The organism is Klebsiella electrica, assembly GCF_006711645.1.
GTDB lineage: Bacteria > Pseudomonadota > Gammaproteobacteria > Enterobacterales > Enterobacteriaceae > Klebsiella > Klebsiella electrica.
In genome coordinates this window covers 4,394,724-4,411,477 of sequence record NZ_CP041247.1, presented here as the reverse complement: position 1 = coordinate 4,411,477, position 16,754 = coordinate 4,394,724, and the positions used below count along the sequence as shown (strand labels likewise).

16 protein-coding genes are annotated in these 16,754 nt (G+C 55.6%); 10 read left to right on the top strand and 6 right to left on the bottom strand.

Annotated elements, in window-relative coordinates; translation table 11 throughout:
- The first annotated feature begins 4 nt into the window (after nucleotides 1-4).
- From murC to mutT, 9 genes are all read left to right on the top strand, one after another.
- Nucleotides 5-1,480, top strand: a complete 1,476-nt coding sequence (gene murC / locus Electrica_RS21080; RefSeq protein WP_100682561.1) for a UDP-N-acetylmuramate--L-alanine ligase — start codon at nucleotides 5-7, stop codon at nucleotides 1,478-1,480.
- A complete protein-coding gene (locus Electrica_RS21075) occupies nucleotides 1,473-2,393 on the top strand; it encodes a D-alanine--D-alanine ligase (protein WP_141965324.1) in 921 nt (306 codons plus the stop codon). The genes murC and Electrica_RS21075 overlap by 8 nt, the downstream gene beginning before the upstream one ends.
- Before the next feature lies 1 nt (nucleotide 2,394).
- The gene (ftsQ, locus tag Electrica_RS21070) at nucleotides 2,395-3,228 is read left to right on the top strand and encodes a cell division protein FtsQ (RefSeq protein ID WP_004857878.1); all 834 of its coding nucleotides are present in this window, start codon (nucleotides 2,395-2,397) and stop codon (nucleotides 3,226-3,228) included.
- Nucleotides 3,225-4,487 (top strand): cell division protein FtsA, encoded by a 1,263-nt coding sequence (ftsA, locus tag Electrica_RS21065; RefSeq protein ID WP_004857881.1) that lies wholly within the window; start codon nucleotides 3,225-3,227, stop codon nucleotides 4,485-4,487. Before ftsQ ends, ftsA begins: the two co-directional genes overlap by 4 nt.
- A 62-nt stretch (nucleotides 4,488-4,549) precedes the next feature.
- On the top strand, nucleotides 4,550-5,701 hold the full coding sequence (gene ftsZ, locus Electrica_RS21060) for a cell division protein FtsZ (protein WP_004857884.1): 1,152 nt from the start codon (nucleotides 4,550-4,552) through the stop codon (nucleotides 5,699-5,701).
- A gap of 100 nt (nucleotides 5,702-5,801) precedes the next feature.
- A complete protein-coding gene (gene lpxC / locus Electrica_RS21055; RefSeq protein ID WP_100682559.1) occupies nucleotides 5,802-6,719 on the top strand; it encodes a UDP-3-O-acyl-N-acetylglucosamine deacetylase in 918 nt (305 codons plus the stop codon).
- 252 nt (nucleotides 6,720-6,971) lie between these two features.
- On the top strand, nucleotides 6,972-7,466 hold the full coding sequence (gene secM, locus Electrica_RS21050; RefSeq protein WP_100682558.1) for a secA translation cis-regulator SecM: 495 nt from the start codon (nucleotides 6,972-6,974) through the stop codon (nucleotides 7,464-7,466).
- 59 nt (nucleotides 7,467-7,525) lie between these two features.
- Nucleotides 7,526-10,231 carry a preprotein translocase subunit SecA gene (gene secA, locus Electrica_RS21045; RefSeq protein ID WP_100682557.1) on the top strand — a complete coding sequence of 902 codons (2,706 nt, stop codon included), beginning with the start codon at nucleotides 7,526-7,528 and terminating at the stop codon, nucleotides 10,229-10,231.
- 59 nt (nucleotides 10,232-10,290) lie between these two features.
- The gene (mutT, locus tag Electrica_RS21040; RefSeq protein ID WP_131049237.1) at nucleotides 10,291-10,686 is read left to right on the top strand and encodes an 8-oxo-dGTP diphosphatase MutT; all 396 of its coding nucleotides are present in this window, start codon (nucleotides 10,291-10,293) and stop codon (nucleotides 10,684-10,686) included.
- A 48-nt stretch (nucleotides 10,687-10,734) separates the two neighbouring features.
- Here mutT and yacG read toward each other — a convergent pair whose 3' ends face one another.
- Genes yacG through coaE form a run of 3 tightly spaced genes read right to left on the bottom strand, consistent with a single transcriptional unit; the run spans nucleotide 10,735 to nucleotide 12,305 of the window.
- Nucleotides 10,735-10,932 (bottom strand): DNA gyrase inhibitor YacG, encoded by a 198-nt coding sequence (gene yacG, locus Electrica_RS21035; protein ID WP_100682555.1) that lies wholly within the window; start codon nucleotides 10,930-10,932, stop codon nucleotides 10,735-10,737.
- 9 nt (nucleotides 10,933-10,941) lie between these two features.
- Nucleotides 10,942-11,685 carry a cell division protein ZapD gene (zapD, locus tag Electrica_RS21030; RefSeq protein WP_100682554.1) on the bottom strand — a complete coding sequence of 248 codons (744 nt, stop codon included), beginning with the start codon at nucleotides 11,683-11,685 and terminating at the stop codon, nucleotides 10,942-10,944.
- Nucleotides 11,685-12,305 (bottom strand): dephospho-CoA kinase, encoded by a 621-nt coding sequence (gene coaE / locus Electrica_RS21025; RefSeq protein WP_141965323.1) that lies wholly within the window; start codon nucleotides 12,303-12,305, stop codon nucleotides 11,685-11,687. The genes zapD and coaE overlap by 1 nt, the downstream gene beginning before the upstream one ends.
- A gap of 344 nt (nucleotides 12,306-12,649) precedes the next feature.
- Here coaE and Electrica_RS21020 point away from each other — a divergent pair, with 344 nt between their 5' ends.
- Entirely contained in the window at nucleotides 12,650-13,693 is a 1,044-nt protein-coding gene (locus tag Electrica_RS21020; protein ID WP_100682552.1) for a GMP reductase, read from the top strand.
- Nucleotides 13,694-13,724: 31 nt separating this feature from the next.
- Here Electrica_RS21020 and hofC read toward each other — a convergent pair whose 3' ends face one another.
- From hofC to ppdD, 3 genes are read right to left on the bottom strand one after another with little or no spacing between them, the layout of a single operon-like run.
- Entirely contained in the window at nucleotides 13,725-14,930 is a 1,206-nt protein-coding gene (gene hofC / locus Electrica_RS21015; RefSeq protein ID WP_141965322.1) for a protein transport protein HofC, read from the bottom strand.
- Nucleotides 14,920-16,305: a type II secretion system protein GspE gene (gene gspE, locus Electrica_RS21010; protein WP_141965321.1), complete on the bottom strand. Its 1,386-nt coding sequence runs from the start codon at nucleotides 16,303-16,305 to the stop codon at nucleotides 14,920-14,922. The genes hofC and gspE overlap by 11 nt, the downstream gene beginning before the upstream one ends.
- Nucleotides 16,306-16,315: 10 nt before the next feature.
- The gene (ppdD, locus tag Electrica_RS21005; protein WP_100682549.1) at nucleotides 16,316-16,747 is read right to left on the bottom strand and encodes a prepilin peptidase-dependent pilin; all 432 of its coding nucleotides are present in this window, start codon (nucleotides 16,745-16,747) and stop codon (nucleotides 16,316-16,318) included.
- Between the last annotated feature and the right edge of the window lie 7 nt (nucleotides 16,748-16,754).

The following is a 16,754-nucleotide window of genomic DNA, read 5'->3' as shown; positions in this document are numbered from 1 at the left end:
AAGAATGAATACACAAGATCTGGCGAAACTGCGTTCCATAGTGCCCGAGATGCGTCGCGTCCGGCATATTCACTTTGTTGGCATCGGTGGTGCCGGTATGGGCGGTATTGCCGAAGTTCTGGCTAATGAAGGCTACCAGATTAGCGGTTCCGACCTGGCGCCGAATCCGGTTACGCAACAACTGTCGCAACTTGGCGCCACGATCTATTTCAATCATCGCCCGGAAAACGTTCGCGATGCGAGCGTGGTTGTCGTTTCCAGCGCAATCTCTGCGGAAAACCCGGAGATTGTTGCCGCGCATGAAGCGCGTATTCCGGTCATTCGCCGCGCGGAAATGCTGGCGGAGCTGATGCGTTTTCGTCATGGCATTGCGATTGCCGGTACCCACGGCAAAACCACGACCACGGCGATGGTCTCCAGTATTTATGCGGAAGCCGGTCTTGATCCCACTTTCGTCAACGGTGGGCTGGTTAAAGCGGCAGGCGTTCACGCCCGCCTCGGCCATAGCCGCTATCTGATTGCGGAAGCCGATGAGAGCGATGCGTCGTTCCTGCATCTGCAGCCGATGGTCGCGATTGTGACCAATATTGAAGCCGATCACATGGATACCTATCATGGCGACTTCGAAAACCTGAAGCAGACGTTTATTAACTTCCTGCACAACCTGCCGTTCTACGGACGCGCGGTGATGTGCGTGGATGACCCGGTGATTCGTGAACTGCTGCCGCGCGTGGGCCGTCAGATAACCACCTACGGTTTTAGCGAAGATGCCGACGTGCGCGTTGAGGATTATCGTCAGGTCGGCGCCCAGGGCCACTTCCGTCTGATTCGTCAGGATAAAGAGGTGCTGCAGGTGACCCTGAATGCGCCCGGTCGTCATAATGCGCTGAACGCGGCGGCGGCGGTTGCGGTGGCGACGGAAGAGGGAATTGAGGACAGCGCGATCCTGCGGGCGCTGGAAAGTTTTCAGGGAACCGGCCGTCGCTTTGATTTTCTCGGTGAATATCCGCTGGCTGAGGTCAATGGCAAAAGCGGCAGCGCGATGCTGATCGATGACTATGGCCATCATCCGACAGAAGTCGATGCCACGATCAAAGCGGCACGCGCCGGCTGGCCGGATAAAAATCTGGTGATGTTGTTCCAGCCGCACCGTTTTACGCGTACGCGTGATCTGTATGACGATTTCGCTAACGTACTGACTCAGGTTGATGCGCTGCTGATGCTGGACGTCTATTCCGCTGGTGAAGCGCCGATTCCTGGCGCCGACAGCCGTTCGCTGTGCCGTACGATTCGTGGTCGTGGCAAGGTGGATCCGATTCTGCTTTCCGATCCGGCGCAGGCCGCTCAGATGCTGGCATCGGTGCTGACCGGCAATGACCTGATTCTGGTGCAGGGCGCGGGAAACATCGGAAAAATCGCCCGTCACCTGGCTGAAATCAAGCTCGTGCCGCAAAAAGCGGAGGGGGAGCGCCATGGCTGATAAAATCGCGGTTCTTTTCGGTGGTACCTCTGCTGAGCGCGAAGTGTCGCTCAATTCAGGGGCTGCGGTACTGGCAGGCCTGCGTGAAGCTGGTGTGGATGCGCACCCTGTCGATCCGCGTGACGTGGATGTTACCCGGCTGAAAGCGCTGGGCTTTAAGAAAGCGTTTATTGCGTTGCATGGTCGCGGTGGGGAAGATGGAACGTTGCAGGGGCTGCTGGAGCTGATTCAGTTGCCCTACACCGGCAGCGGCGTGATGGCGTCGGCGATTTCCATGGACAAAGTTCGCAGCAAATTGTTGTGGCAGGGCGCGGGTTTACCGGTCGCGCCATGGGTGGCGCTGACGCGGGCGCAGTTCAATGCTGGCCTGTCTGTTGAGGTTGAACAGCAGATTGCCGCACTGGGTCTGCCATTAATTGTTAAACCGGCTTGCGAAGGTTCGAGCGTCGGGATGTCGAAAGTCAGCGAAAGTTGTGCATTACATGATGCATTGACGCTGGCTTTTCAGCATGATGAAGATGTTCTGATTGAGAAATGGCTTAGTGGGCCTGAATTCACCGTCGCTATCGTCGGTGAAGAAATTTTACCGTCAATTCGTATCCAGGTGGCTGGAACCTTCTATGATTATGAGGCGAAGTATCTCTCTGATGAGACGCAATATTTCTGCCCTGGTTGTGAAGATCCCGCCCGTGAGTCAGAAATTCAGGCCCTGGTAGTTAAAGCCTGGAATGTTCTCGGCTGTAAAGGCTGGGGACGTATTGACGTGATGCTGGACAGCGATGGCCAGTTTTATTTGCTGGAAGCCAATACTTCCCCTGGCATGACCAGCCACAGCCTGGTGCCGATGGCGGCGCGTCAGGCGGGGATGAGCTTCTCGCAGCTTGTTGTTCGAATTCTGGACCTGGCGGGGTGATATGTCGCAGGCTGCGCTGAATACGCGGAACCACGAAGAAGAGGAAGCCTCTTCTTCGCGTCGCAGTAATGGAACTCGTCTGGCCGGGATTGTCTTCCTGCTGACGGTGCTATGTACCGTGTTGGTCAGCGGGTGGATGGTTCTGGGCTGGATGGAGGATGCACAGCGCTTACCTCTGTCCAGGATGGTGGTAACCGGCGAGCGTCACTACACGCGCAACGATGATATCCGCCAGGCGATTCTGGCGCTGGGTTCGCCGGGGACCTTTATGACTCAGGATGTCAACATCATCCAGAGTCAGATTGAGCGTCTGCCGTGGATTAAGCAGGCGAGCGTCAGAAAGCAGTGGCCGGACGAATTGAAGATTCATCTGGTTGAATATGTGCCGATTGCGCGTTGGAATGATCAACATATGGTCGATGTAGAAGGTAATTCCTTCAGCGTCCCGGCGGATCGCACCAATAAGCAGAATTTACCGATGTTGTATGGCCCGGAAGGCAGTGAGAACGAAGTGTTGCAGGGGTATCGTGACATGGGGCAGGTGCTGGCAAAGGATAAGTTCACGTTGAAAGTGGCGGCGATGACCGCACGTCGCTCCTGGCAGTTGACGCTGAATAACGATATTAAGCTCAACCTTGGCCGAGGCGATACCATGAAACGGCTTCAGCGCTTTATGGAACTCTACCCGGTTCTACAGCAGCAAGCGCAGACCGACGGCAAACGGATAAGCTACGTTGATTTGCGTTATGACTCGGGCGCGGCGGTAGGCTGGGTACCAGCTCCCGCAGAGGAAACTAATCAACAACAGAATCAGGCACAGGCAGAACAACAATGATCAAGGCGACGGACAGAAAACTGGTAGTTGGACTGGAGATTGGCACCGCGAAGGTTGCCGCTTTAGTAGGGGAAGTTCTGCCCGACGGCGTGGTCAATATCATTGGCGTGGGCAGTTGCCCATCGCGTGGTATGGATAAAGGCGGGGTTAACGACCTGGAATCCGTGGTGAAATGCGTTCAGCGCGCCATTGATCAGGCCGAACTGATGGCGGATTGCCAGATTTCGTCAGTGTATCTGGCGCTTTCAGGTAAACATATTAGCTGTCAAAATGAAATTGGTATGGTGCCGATTTCAGAAGAAGAAGTCACGCTGGACGACGTTGAGAACGTGGTGCATACCGCGAAATCGGTCCGCGTGCGCGATGAGCATCGTGTCCTGCACGTTATCCCGCAGGAATATGCGATCGACTACCAGGAAGGGATCAAAAACCCGGTGGGCCTGTCCGGCGTACGTATGCAGGCAAAAGTCCATCTGATTACCTGCCATAACGATATGGCGAAAAATATTGTTAAAGCGGTGGAACGTTGCGGTCTGAAAGTGGACCAACTCATTTTTGCCGGTTTAGCGGCCAGTTATTCCGTGTTGACGGAAGATGAACGTGAGCTGGGTGTCTGCGTTGTGGACATCGGCGGTGGTACAATGGATATCGCCGTCTATACCGGCGGTGCGCTGCGTCATACCAAAGTGATCCCCTATGCGGGCAACGTGGTCACCAGCGACATCGCCTACGCTTTCGGAACGCCGCCGAGCGATGCCGAAGCGATTAAAGTTCGCCATGGTTGCGCGCTGGGTTCCATTGTCGGTAAAGACGAGAATGTCGAAGTACCGAGCGTCGGCGGGCGTCCGCCGCGTAGTCTGCAGCGCCAGACGCTGGCAGAGGTGATTGAGCCGCGTTATACCGAGCTGCTCAACCTGGTGAATGAAGAGATCCTGCAACTGCAAGAGCAGCTGCGCCAGCAAGGGGTGAAGCACCATCTGGCTGCAGGGATTGTTTTAACGGGCGGCGCCGCGCAAATTGAAGGTCTTGCCGCCTGTGCTCAGCGCGTGTTCCATACGCAGGTTCGTATTGGCGCGCCGCTGAATATTACCGGTTTAACGGATTATGCCCAGGAGCCGTATTATTCGACGGCGGTTGGGTTGCTGCACTACGGGAAGGAATCTCATCTCAGTGGTGAAGCAGAAGTGGAAAAACGCGTAACTGCATCAGTTGGCTCGTGGATTAAGCGACTTAATAGCTGGCTGCGAAAAGAGTTTTAATTTTTTAAGTGAACGCAGAAAATTAGCGTTCTCAGGCGACAGGCACAAAACGGAGAGAAACTATGTTTGAACCTATGGAACTGACCAACGACGCGGTGATTAAAGTCATCGGCGTCGGTGGCGGCGGTGGCAATGCCGTCGAACACATGGTACGCGAGCGTATCGAAGGTGTGGAATTCTTTGCGGTGAACACCGACGCGCAGGCGCTGCGTAAAACGGCTGTTGGCCAGACAATTCAGATCGGTAGCGGGATTACCAAAGGTCTGGGTGCCGGTGCAAACCCGGAAGTCGGTCGCAATGCGGCTGATGAAGACCGTGAAGCGCTGCGTGCTGCTCTTGATGGCGCAGACATGGTGTTTATTGCCGCAGGTATGGGTGGCGGTACCGGCACCGGCGCCGCGCCAGTCGTCGCTGAAGTAGCGAAAGATCTGGGCATCCTGACCGTGGCGGTGGTCACTAAGCCGTTTAATTTTGAAGGCAAGAAGCGCATGGCGTTCGCCGAGCAGGGGATCACTGAGCTGTCCAAGCACGTGGACTCGCTGATCACTATTCCGAACGATAAGCTGCTGAAAGTTCTCGGCCGCGGCATCTCTCTGCTGGATGCTTTCGGAGCAGCAAACGATGTGCTGAAAGGCGCAGTACAGGGTATCGCCGAACTGATTACCCGTCCGGGTCTGATGAACGTCGACTTTGCGGATGTGCGTACCGTGATGTCCGAAATGGGCTATGCGATGATGGGCTCCGGCGTAGCGAGCGGTGAAGACCGTGCGGAAGAAGCGGCTGAAATGGCCATCTCTTCTCCGCTGCTGGAAGATATCGATCTGTCCGGCGCGCGCGGCGTTCTGGTCAACATTACGGCTGGCTTCGATCTGCGTCTGGATGAGTTCGAAACCGTCGGTAACACTATCCGTGCTTTCGCTTCGGATAATGCGACCGTGGTTATCGGTACGTCCCTTGACCCGGATATGAACGACGAACTGCGTGTGACCGTTGTGGCCACCGGTATCGGTATGGACAAGCGTCCGGAAATTACCCTGGTGACCAACAAACAGGTTCAGCAGCCGGTTATGGATCGCTACCAGCAGCACGGTATGGCTCCGTTAACGCAAGAGCAGAAACCGGTTGCGAAAGTGGTGAACGACAACACGCCGCAAACTGCGAAAGAGCCGGATTATCTGGATATCCCAGCGTTCCTGCGTAAGCAAGCCGATTAAGAATTGGCTGGAAGTTGGGCATCAGCGCTCTTTGTGCTAAACTGCCCTCCCGAATGTATTGTACACTTCGGTTGGATAGGTAACTTGGCGAGATTATACGATGATCAAACAAAGGACTCTTAAACGTATCGTTCAGGCGACTGGCGTCGGTTTGCATACCGGCAAGAAAGTCACCCTGACGTTACGCCCTGCGCCGGCAAATACCGGGGTCATCTATCGTCGCACCGACTTGAATCCACCGGTTGATTTTCCGGCTGATGCCAAATCTGTGCGTGATACCATGCTCTGTACTTGCCTGGTGAACGAGCATGACGTGCGGATTTCAACGGTCGAGCACCTGAATGCCGCACTGGCGGGCCTTGGCATTGACAACATCGTTGTTGAAGTCGATGCGCCGGAAATTCCAATTATGGATGGTAGCGCTGCGCCGTTCGTTTATCTGCTGCTGGACGCCGGCATCGATGAGCTGAACTGTGCCAAGAAATTTGTCCGTATCAAAGAGACCGTTCGGGTCGAAGATGGCGACAAATGGGCTGAATTCAAGCCGTTCAATGGTTTTTCGTTGGATTTTACCATCGATTTTAACCACCCGGCGATTGATGCAAGCAGCCAGCGCTATGCGATGAACTTCTCTGCCGATGCATTCATGCGCCAGATTAGTCGCGCTCGTACTTTTGGTTTTATGCGTGATATCGAATATCTGCAGTCCCGCGGCCTGTGCCTGGGCGGCAGCTTCGATTGTGCCATCGTTGTTGACGATTATCGCGTATTGAACGAAGACGGTCTGCGCTTTGAAGATGAGTTTGTCCGTCACAAAATGCTGGATGCGATTGGTGACCTGTTTATGTGTGGTCACAATATCATCGGTGCATTCACGGCGTTCAAGTCAGGTCACGCGTTGAATAACAAACTGCTGCAGGCTGTTCTGGCAAAACAGGAAGCCTGGGAGTATGTGACTTTCGAAGACGAAGCAGAAATGCCGCTGGCATTCCGCGCACCGTCAATGGTTATGGCATAAGCCTGACCATTCAGTAAAACAGACTGGTAACCTGGTACTCTCTCCGACCAGGGGGCCAGTCTTTTTTCTTTTTTTGCCTCCCTCTGCCGTTTCTGCCCTGATTCTGCGGCGCTGTTCATTGTTCGTTCGCTGATTTATTGAACGTTTTTGCCTTGCCGCAACCGTCATTCCTGCTGCTGTCGTGCAGTATTAATGGTAGTATTTGGGCGCAAAAAATATTTCCTCGGGTTGCTTCAACTAAAGGTAACGTACGTGAGTGGATTGCTGACGCGCTGGCGACAGTTTGGCAGACGGTATTTCTGGCCGCATCTCCTGTTGGGGATGGTCGCGGCTGGCTTTGGCCTGCCCGCGCTAAGCAACAGCCACGAAACGGCTTCGCCGACCAAAACCACGGCCAGCAACCACAGCCCGAATAAAGTCAATTTCTCCCAGCTGGCGCTGCTGGACGCCAGCCGTCGACCTAACTTTACCGTCGATTACTGGCATCAGCATGCTATCCGCACGGTCATCCGCCATCTCTCATTTGCGATGGCACCGCAAGCGTTGCCGGTTGCCGAAGCGTCTTCGCCATTCCAGGCGCAGCATCTGGCTTTACTTGACACGCTCAGCGCCCTGCTGACGCAGGAGAGCAAACCGCCGGTGATTGTTCGCCAGGCGGCTTACACCCCGTCCCATTCTGCATTTTCTGTCTCGGCCTGGATTAGCCAGGTGGCAGGGATTCGCGCAGGACCTCAACGCCTCAGCTGAACTAAAAACGGATGATTCTTTTTTGTGACTCCGCATCGCGGGGCGTTTGAGATTTTATTATGCTAATCAAATTATTAACTAAAGTTTTCGGTAGTCGTAACGATCGTACTCTGCGCCGCATGCGCAAAACCGTTGGCCTCATCAATGCCATGGAACCGGAGATGGAAAAGCTCTCGGATGACGAGCTGAAAGGCAAGACCGCCGAGTTTCGCGCTCGTCTGGAAAAGGGCGAAAGCCTGGAGAGCCTGATCCCGGAAGCCTTTGCCGTGGTACGTGAAGCCAGTAAACGCGTATTCGGTATGCGTCACTTCGACGTCCAGCTGCTGGGCGGCATGGTGCTTAACCAGCGTTGCATCGCGGAAATGCGTACCGGTGAAGGTAAAACGTTGACCGCAACGCTGCCTGCGTACCTGAATGCGTTGTCCGGTAAAGGCGTTCACGTGGTCACCGTCAACGACTATCTGGCGCAGCGTGATGCTGAAAACAACCGTCCGCTGTTTGAGTTCCTCGGTATGACCGTCGGGATCAACATGTCCGGTTTACCGGCGCCTGCCAAACGTGAAGCGTATGGCGCGGATATTACCTACGGTACCAATAACGAATACGGCTTTGACTACCTGCGCGACAATATGGCGTTCAGCCCGGAAGAGCGCGTTCAGCGTAAACTGCACTATGCGCTGGTCGATGAGGTGGACTCCATCCTGATCGATGAAGCGCGTACTCCGCTGATCATTTCCGGTCCGGCGGAAGACAGCTCGGAAATGTACAAGCGCGTTAACAAGATAATCCCGCACCTGGTTCGTCAGGATAAAGAAGATTCCGACACCTTTACCGGTGAAGGCCACTTCTCCGTTGATGAAAAGGCGCGCCAGGTTAACCTGACCGAACGTGGTCTGGTGCTGATCGAAGAGCTGCTGGTGCAGGAAGGGATCATGGACGAAGGCGAATCGCTGTATTCGCCGTCGAATATTATGCTGATGCACCACGTGACGGCGGCGCTGCGCGCGCACGTGCTGTTCACCCGCGACGTTGACTATATCGTCAAAGATGGCGAAGTGATTATCGTTGATGAGCATACCGGTCGTACGATGCAAGGGCGTCGCTGGTCTGATGGTCTCCACCAGGCGGTTGAAGCGAAAGAGGGCGTGGATATCCAGAATGAAAACCAGACGCTGGCTTCCATCACCTTCCAGAACTATTTCCGTCTGTATGAGAAACTGGCGGGGATGACCGGTACGGCGGATACCGAAGCCTTTGAATTTAGCTCTATCTACAAGCTGGATACCGTCGTGGTACCAACTAACCGCCCGATGATCCGTAAAGATATGGCGGATCTGGTCTATATGACCGAAGCGGAGAAAATTCAGGCGATCATTGAAGATATCAAAGAGCGCACCGCCGCAGGCCAGCCGGTTCTGGTTGGTACCATTTCGATTGAAAAATCAGAAGTGGTTTCCCATGAGCTGGCCAAAGCCGGTATCAAGCACAACGTGCTGAACGCGAAGTTCCACGCCAGCGAAGCGGATATCGTTGCCCAGGCGGGTTACCCGTCAGCGGTAACCATCGCCACCAACATGGCCGGTCGTGGTACGGATATTATGCTCGGCGGGAGCTGGCAGGCCGAAGTCACCGCGCTGGAAGATCCGACGCCAGAGCAAATCGCACAAATTAAAGCCGACTGGCAGGTGCGTCACGATGCCGTTCTGGCGGCAGGCGGCCTGCATATTATCGGTACCGAGCGTCATGAATCCCGTCGTATCGACAACCAGCTGCGCGGCCGTTCCGGTCGTCAGGGGGATGCCGGTTCTTCCCGCTTCTACCTGTCGATGGAAGATGCTCTGATGCGTATCTTTGCCTCCGACCGTGTCTCCGGCATGATGCGCAAGCTGGGGATGAAACCAGGCGAAGCGATTGAGCACCCGTGGGTCACCAAGGCCATCGCTAACGCACAGCGTAAAGTCGAAAGCCGCAACTTTGATATTCGTAAGCAGCTGCTGGAATATGATGATGTTGCTAACGATCAGCGCCGGGCAATCTACAGTCAGCGTAACGAATTGCTGGACGTTTCTGATGTTAGCGAAACCATTAACAGCATCCGCGAAGATGTGTTCAAAGCGACCATCGATGCCCATATCCCGCCGCAGTCTCTGGAAGAGATGTGGGATGTTGAAGGTCTGCAGGAACGTCTGAAAAATGACTTCGACCTTGAGCTGCCGCTGAAAGAGTGGCTGGATAAAGAGCCGGAGCTGCATGAAGAGACGCTGCGTGAGCGTATTCTGCAGAGCGCGATTGAGACCTATCAGCGTAAAGAAGAAGTTGTGGGCGCCGAAATGATGCGTCATTTCGAGAAAGGCGTCATGCTGCAGACTCTGGACTCGCTGTGGAAAGAGCACCTCGCGGCGATGGACTACCTGCGTCAGGGCATTCACCTGCGCGGCTATGCGCAGAAAGATCCGAAGCAGGAGTACAAGCGTGAGTCCTTCTCCATGTTTGCCGCGATGCTGGAATCACTGAAGTATGAAGTGATCAGCACCCTGAGCAAGGTTCAGGTCCGCATGCCGGAAGAGGTCGAGGCAATGGAGCAGCAGCGCCGTGAGGAAGCTGAACGTCTGGCGCAGATGCAACAGCTTAGCCATCAGGATGACGACACTGCCGCCGCGGCTGCGCTGGCTGAGGAGACCGGCGAGCGTAAAGTGGGTCGTAACGATCCTTGCCCGTGTGGTTCCGGTAAAAAATATAAGCAGTGCCACGGCCGTCTGAGCTAAGCTCAGAGCATGAAAAATGAAGGCGCAGATATCTGCGCCTTTTTTATGGAATAATCACGATGAAACAACTGCAAATCTCCGTGGGTATTATCCGCAATCCGCAAGGGGAGATCTTTATCACCCAGCGGGCCGCCGATGCCCATATGGCCAATAAACTTGAGTTTCCCGGCGGTAAAATTGAAGCCGGAGAATCTGCGGAGCAGGCGCTGGTGCGTGAACTGCAGGAAGAGGTGGGGATTACGGTACGCTCATCCCGTCTGTTTGATACGCTGGAGTATCAGTTCCCGGACCGCCACATTACCCTGTGGTTCTGGCTGGTGGAAGAGTGGTCCGGCGAGCCGTGGGGAAAAGAAGGGCAGCCGGGTCAGTGGATTGCGCAACGAGCGTTAGATTCTGAGGCGTTTCCGCCGGCCAATGAACCCATTATTACGAAACTCGTACAGGCGGCTTCCTGAATCAGCGTTCCCCGGACAATGCGCGATGTCGCCTTGTCCGGGAACCGGTCACGGTTGTTGTTCCTCGCTCCAGCCATCGCTATCGGACAGATCGCTTGCGCTGGGAATACGTTTTTCTTCTGCAGCCCATTCACCCAGATCTATCAGCTGACAGCGTTTAGAGCAAAAGGGGCGAAACAGGCTCTGTGCGTTCCAGACCACGGATTTACCGCAGGTGGGGCAATTGACGATCGTCTCTTCTGACATTTTTTCTCCTTAACAACAAGCCAGTTCGAAATCAAAACGCTCAGGTACCACCCCGAACTCGCTGTCCAGCGGCATGAAGCGGATAGCAAAACGACTTTTATGGCCGGAGATCTGTGGGTAGAGCTGGCTGGCAATGTCCAGTCGCAGACGAAGCAGGTCAGCATCTTCGCCATTGTCCTGATAAAAGCCGTTGAGGCTGGTCTGCTTACGGAAAGGGGCGGCATTACGAATCAGATCGAGGATAAGCACCAGAGATTGAGTCAGCGGCTCAAGGCTGGCTATCCAGACTCCGACCTGTTCATCGCGGTATGCCTGCGGCATGTGCAGCCAGATATGCAGCGTCGGCAAATCAAAACTGCAGCAGCCGCCGGGAATGCTCAGACGCTGGCGTACCAGCGCAATCAAACGGTCTTCGCGCAGGAACTGGCCGATGCGCGGCGCGGACATCAGCGTGCTGCCGCACTGCTTGAGCTGCTGGCGTAATACGTCAATACGCTCCCGATCGACGCCGGGAATATCTGCCCATGACTGCAGTTTACGCTGCTGGCGTTCCAGCTCTTTCAGCAGGTCCGTCCTGACCTCTCCACGTTCCAGTACATCTAAAAGATCGCCCGCGTTGCGGAAAAAATGGAGTGCATCGGCGTAGCTGGCGATTGTCGGATGAACGGACAATTGCTGAGTCAAAAATTCAATACGCAGCCAGGTGCGCATTTTCTCGTTGAGTGGATGTTCAAACAGAACGGGGGTGTGCATTACGATTTTTCCTGTGAGGCTGCCTGCGATGCCAGCATTAGATACTTTTCGTGCAGGCGGGCAACATCCGATGCGATAGCATCCGGAGGGCCCATGTTTTCAATGATATCATCCGCAACGGCAAGGCGCTGTTCGCGCGTCGCCTGGGCGGCAAGAATATGTTCTGCATGTTCGCGGCTGACCCGATCGCGAAGCACCGTACGCGCGATCTGCGTCTCTTTTGGAACATCAACGACCAGTACGCGATCGGCATTCGCGGCCAGACGGTTTTCGACCAGTAAGGGAACGACCCAGAGAAGATAAGGGGAGCTCGCGACCAGCATCTGCCGGCGTGTTTCCTGCTGAATGAGCGGATGCAGTAGCGCGTTAAGCCAGGCTTTATCCTCGGGGTGAGCAAAGATTTTTTCACGCAGAGCGCGGCGGTTCAGCGTGCCGTCATCGTTGAGCATCAGCGAGCCAAAGTGAGTGGCGATGGCCTGAAGCGCGGTGGTGCCGGGTTCTACAACCTGGCGGGCAATAATGTCAGCGTCAATAACGTTAATCCCGAGGTGGGAAAATGCATCGGCCACGGTACTTTTGCCACTGCCAATGCCGCCTGTTAACGCTACCGTATACCTCATACGCTCCGATCCTGAACTGACCATATACACATTACTCTTCACAGGCGCCCGTTTTGCTGAGCACCACGACCGGGTGAACGCTATCCCATCAAGGTGACTGCCGGCCAGTAAACGGCCATCACAATATATACTGGATTGTTTTGTATATAAATCAAATGGTTAAAAATGATACGCTGGACGTCGATTATCCTCAGCGCGCCATCTACTGTTCACCAGGTAAATTTATACGATTGTAGCGTAAAAAAAGTGAAAATCGCAGTCTTGCGCGGCCATGATTCGTGCGTATGATAACGTCACTGGAGTTGTGCTCTCACAATAATGCCATTAACCCCAGGAATTCGTTCATGCGTATCGAAGAAGATCTGAAGCTTGGTTTTAAAGACGTTCTTATCCGCCCAAAACGCTCTACTCTCAAAAGCCGTTCTGATGTTCAGCTGGAACGTGAATTCACTTTTAAACATTCTGGCCTGTCCTGGTCTGGCGTGCCGATCATTGCCGCTAACATGGATACTGTCGGGACGTTTGACATGGCGAAAGCGCTGGCCTCTTTCGGTATTCTGACCGCGGTTCACAAGCACTATACCGTTGAACAATGGCAGGGGTTTGTCCAGTCGGTGTCTGCAGATGTGCTGAAATACGTCATGGTGTCCACCGGTACCTCGGATGTTGATTTCGAAAAAACCCAGCAGATCCTTTCTCACAATCCGCAGCTTAGCTTCGTCTGCATCGATGTGGCGAATGGTTATTCTGAACACTTTGTTCAGTTCGTCGCTAAAGCGCGCGCAGCCTGGCCGCAGAAAACCATTATTGCCGGTAACGTCGTGACGGGTGAAATGTGCGAAGAGCTGATTCTGTCCGGCGCTGATATTGTGAAAGTGGGCATCGGTCCGGGCTCCGTATGTACTACTCGCGTGAAGACCGGCGTCGGTTATCCGCAGCTGTCTGCCGTTATCGAGTGTGCCGATGCGGCGCATGGCCTGGGTGGTCAGATCGTCAGCGACGGCGGTTGCACGATGCCTGGTGATGTGGCGAAAGCCTTCGGCGGCGGCGCAGATTTTGTCATGCTGGGGGGAATGCTGGCCGGCCATGAAGAGAGCGGCGGTACCGTCGTTGAAGAAAACGGCGAGAAATTCATGCTGTTCTACGGCATGAGCTCCGAATCCGCCATGACGCGCCACGTTGGCGGCGTTGCGCAGTATCGCGCCGCGGAAGGCAAAACCGTGAAGTTGCCTCTGCGTGGACCGGTGGAGAATACGGCTCGCGATATCCTCGGCGGCCTGCGTTCTGCCTGTACCTATGTGGGCGCTTCTCGCCTGAAAGAGCTGACCAAGCGTACGACCTTTATTCGCGTGCAGGAACAAGAGAATCGCGTGTTCAACAGCCTGTAATGCCAGATGCTGGCGCGTTGCGCGCCAGCGCTTATCCTCCCATTCCGCTAATGGCGTCACCCAGATGAAAGATGGGTAAATACATCGCCACCACCAGCACGCCGACAATCGTCCCGGTGACCAACAGCAGGGCTGGCTCCAGTAACGTTGCCAGGTTTTCTGCCTGATTATGCGTCTGCTCGCTATGATGACGGGCGAGATTTTCCAGCATCGTATCCAGCGATCCGGATGCTTCACCGGTACGGATGAGCTGCAGGCATAGCGTGGTAAAACCACCGCTTCGCTCAAGCGCCTGCCAGATGGGCGCTCCGTGGCTAATGTGCCGATGTACCTGCTGGATCCGCTGGCGCCATAGCGGGCAGTTCAGCGTTTCCTCGACGCTTTCCAGACCTTGCAGAAAGCTAATACCTGCACTTTGGGTGAGTGCGAGTACGGTAAAGATCTGGCTAAGCCGCTGTCCGCGTATCAGTTTTCCCACGACCGGAAGCGCGTGCAGCATTTTTTGCCGCCGTAGCAGCCACGGCGGACGGCGGGCGGCTATCAGGTTAAGGAGCGCGGGCAGCATAATCGGCAGAATCAGCATTGGCCAGACATGGCTAAGGCTTTCGCTGGCGTGAATAATCAGGCGCGTCAGCAGCGGTAGCGGTGTGTTGAAGGTTTGGTAAATCGCCGCAAATTCCGGCAGGACGAAGCACAGCATCGCTACCACCACCGCCAGAGCGAGGCTCAGAATCACGACCGGGTAGCGCACCGCTTTCTTCACTTTATCCGCCAGCTGCTGCTGTTCCTGCTGCTGACGCGCCAGCTGAAGACAACAAAAATCCAGTTTACCGGTGAGTTCGCCGGTACGGATCATCGCCAGACAGAGCGGGGCAAAGGCCTGAGGCCACTTTTCCAGCGCGGCAGAAAGCGAGACGCCTTGCGCCAGATCCTGAGCCAATGCGCGCAATAACGCCTGCCATTGCGCGCTCGGCTGCTGCTGCGCCAGTAGTTCGAGCCCTTCCGCTAAAGAAAGCCCGGCCTGAAGGAGCACGGCCAGCTGGCGAACAACCTGACTGCCATAGCGCGGATGCCAGAGCGTGTTTTTGATCGCACAGCGGCGAATGGTCAGTGGAATAATGCGTTCATGCTGAAGCGCCTGGAATACTTCCAGTCGACCAGGGTTCCACTGTGTCCCCTGACAAATCCGGCCCTGCATATCCACGCCTTGCCAGCGCCAGAGACGGTTAGCGGTCATGAGGGATCCCCAGTACGCGGATGATTTCTTCAAGGTTAGTCAGCCCCTGCTCGACCGCCAGACAGCCGCTTTCAAACAGCGTCATCATGCCCGCTTCGCGTGCCAGAGATTCGATTTCCAGCGCGCTCAGGCCGCGGGCAATCGCTTGACGTAGCGGGGCATTCACCGGCAATAGCTCAAATAATGCCTGGCGACCATAGTAGCCGTGATAGCAGTGCTGGCAACCTACGGCCTGCCAGCGCGGGAGGGTCCGGGGCCACAAACGGCGCGGTATATCCGTCGCTTTTCCGGTTTCACGACGGCAGTGTACGCACAGTTTACGCACCAGGCGTTGAGCGATGACCAGCGACAGCGCAGAAGAGAGCATCCAACCGGCAACCCCCATTTGCTGTAGGCGGGTGAGAGTTTCACTGGTGGAGTTGGTGTGCAGTGTCGAGAGGACCAGATGTCCGGTTTGCGCCGCTTTAATCGCAATCTCTGCGGTTTCCGCATCGCGAATTTCCCCGACCATGACGATGTCAGGATCCTGGCGTAACAGCGCGCGCAGAACGTTTTGAAAAGTCAGCCCGGCACGGGGGTTGATTTGTGTCTGGTTCAGGCCGGCTATCGGCATCTCCAGCGGATCTTCCACGCTACAGATATTGACCGCATCGTGGTTCCTGGTTTGCAGCGCGCTATATAGCGTAACGGTTTTACCGCTACCGGTTGGGCCGGTAACCAGCAGCAGTCCCTGCGGCTGGTCGAGGGCCGAGCGCAGCGCGATAAGCTGGTCTGACGAAAGCCCCAGCGCCCCCAGATCCAGCGCTTGATCGACCTGATGCAGTAAACGCAGCACGATTTTCTCCCCGTGGCGACAGGGAAGGGTGGCAATACGGAAAGAGACCGGGCGACCGGCAAGGGGCAGGGTGAACTGACCATCCTGCGGCAGCCGATGCTCAGCGATGTCCAGGTTGCCGAGTACTTTAAGTCGTGCGGCAATCGGGGCTGCGCGTTCAGCGGGAAGGGGCGACAGCGCATGGAGTACGCCATCGACCCGCAGGCGAATGCGCAGGTGATTTTCTGCGGGTTCAAAATGAATATCGGAGGCCCGCTGGCGTAGCGCTTGCTCAAGGATCTGCTGAACCTGCCCGATAACATCGGCCGCGGTATCGCTGTGAGCAGGGAGCGGGGCGTGGGCCGCTCCCTGCTGCCGCTGATGCATCTGCTCCTGGCTCCAGCATTCGATATCGATCCGTTTCTGAGTGGCGAAACGCAGCGCCTCCATCAGTTCAGGCGCCGGAGCGTCGACAACTGCGATGGCGATGGTTTGCTCATCGCTGTTCAACAGCAGCGCCTGATAGCGCTGGCAAAGGGAGATTAACCGATCGGTTTTCATCGCGGCGGCCTCAGTTTATGCGGAACACATCTTCACAGGCCTGCTGGAGTGCGCTGTTGCTGGCTATGCTGCAGACGCGCTGCCAGCCGGTGATACCGTTGGCGTTATCCCAGGACGGCGTCATGGCGACGCTCAGCCCGTTCAGGCTTTCTTGTCCGTTAAGCGTGACAACACCTTGCGCGACGCTCATTGTGGCGACATAGCGCGTGGTCGCTGAAGAAGGGATCCCGTTGGCGCCGGCGTCGCAGCTTGCCAGCCCTCCGTGTTCGAGCGCGCACAGTTCAATGGCCGTACGGTACGGGACAAAGGTTTGCAGCATGTCGGTCAGGGCCGCTTTGCGCAGGTAGTTCTGATAAGCCGGAATGCCGATAGCGCTCAGAATGGCGATAATGCCAATGACCACCATCAGCTCGATCAGGGTAAATCCGCGTTGTCTGTCCATATATGCT

Bases quoted from the DNA above. Each gene is read 5' to 3' on its own strand.
- murC (WP_100682561.1), top strand. From the start codon at position 5: ATGAATACACAAGATCTGGCGAAACTGCGTTCCATAGTGCCCGAGATG.
- Electrica_RS21075 (WP_141965324.1), top strand. From the start codon at position 1,473: ATGGCTGATAAAATCGCGGTTCTTTTCGGTGGTACCTCTGCTGAGCGC.
- ftsQ (WP_004857878.1), top strand. From the start codon at position 2,395: ATGTCGCAGGCTGCGCTGAATACGCGGAACCACGAAGAAGAGGAAGCC.
- ftsA (WP_004857881.1), top strand. From the start codon at position 3,225: ATGATCAAGGCGACGGACAGAAAACTGGTAGTTGGACTGGAGATTGGC.
- ftsZ (WP_004857884.1), top strand. From the start codon at position 4,550: ATGTTTGAACCTATGGAACTGACCAACGACGCGGTGATTAAAGTCATC.
- lpxC (WP_100682559.1), top strand. From the start codon at position 5,802: ATGATCAAACAAAGGACTCTTAAACGTATCGTTCAGGCGACTGGCGTC.
- secA (WP_100682557.1), top strand. From the start codon at position 7,526: ATGCTAATCAAATTATTAACTAAAGTTTTCGGTAGTCGTAACGATCGT.
- mutT (WP_131049237.1), top strand. From the start codon at position 10,291: ATGAAACAACTGCAAATCTCCGTGGGTATTATCCGCAATCCGCAAGGG.
- yacG (WP_100682555.1), bottom strand. From the start codon at position 10,932: ATGTCAGAAGAGACGATCGTCAATTGCCCCACCTGCGGTAAATCCGTG.
- zapD (WP_100682554.1), bottom strand. From the start codon at position 11,685: ATGCACACCCCCGTTCTGTTTGAACATCCACTCAACGAGAAAATGCGC.
- coaE (WP_141965323.1), bottom strand. From the start codon at position 12,305: ATGAGGTATACGGTAGCGTTAACAGGCGGCATTGGCAGTGGCAAAAGT.
- Electrica_RS21020 (WP_100682552.1), top strand. From the start codon at position 12,650: ATGCGTATCGAAGAAGATCTGAAGCTTGGTTTTAAAGACGTTCTTATC.
- hofC (WP_141965322.1), bottom strand. From the start codon at position 14,930: ATGACCGCTAACCGTCTCTGGCGCTGGCAAGGCGTGGATATGCAGGGC.
- gspE (WP_141965321.1), bottom strand. From the start codon at position 16,305: ATGAAAACCGATCGGTTAATCTCCCTTTGCCAGCGCTATCAGGCGCTG.
- ppdD (WP_100682549.1), bottom strand. From the start codon at position 16,747: ATGGACAGACAACGCGGATTTACCCTGATCGAGCTGATGGTGGTCATT.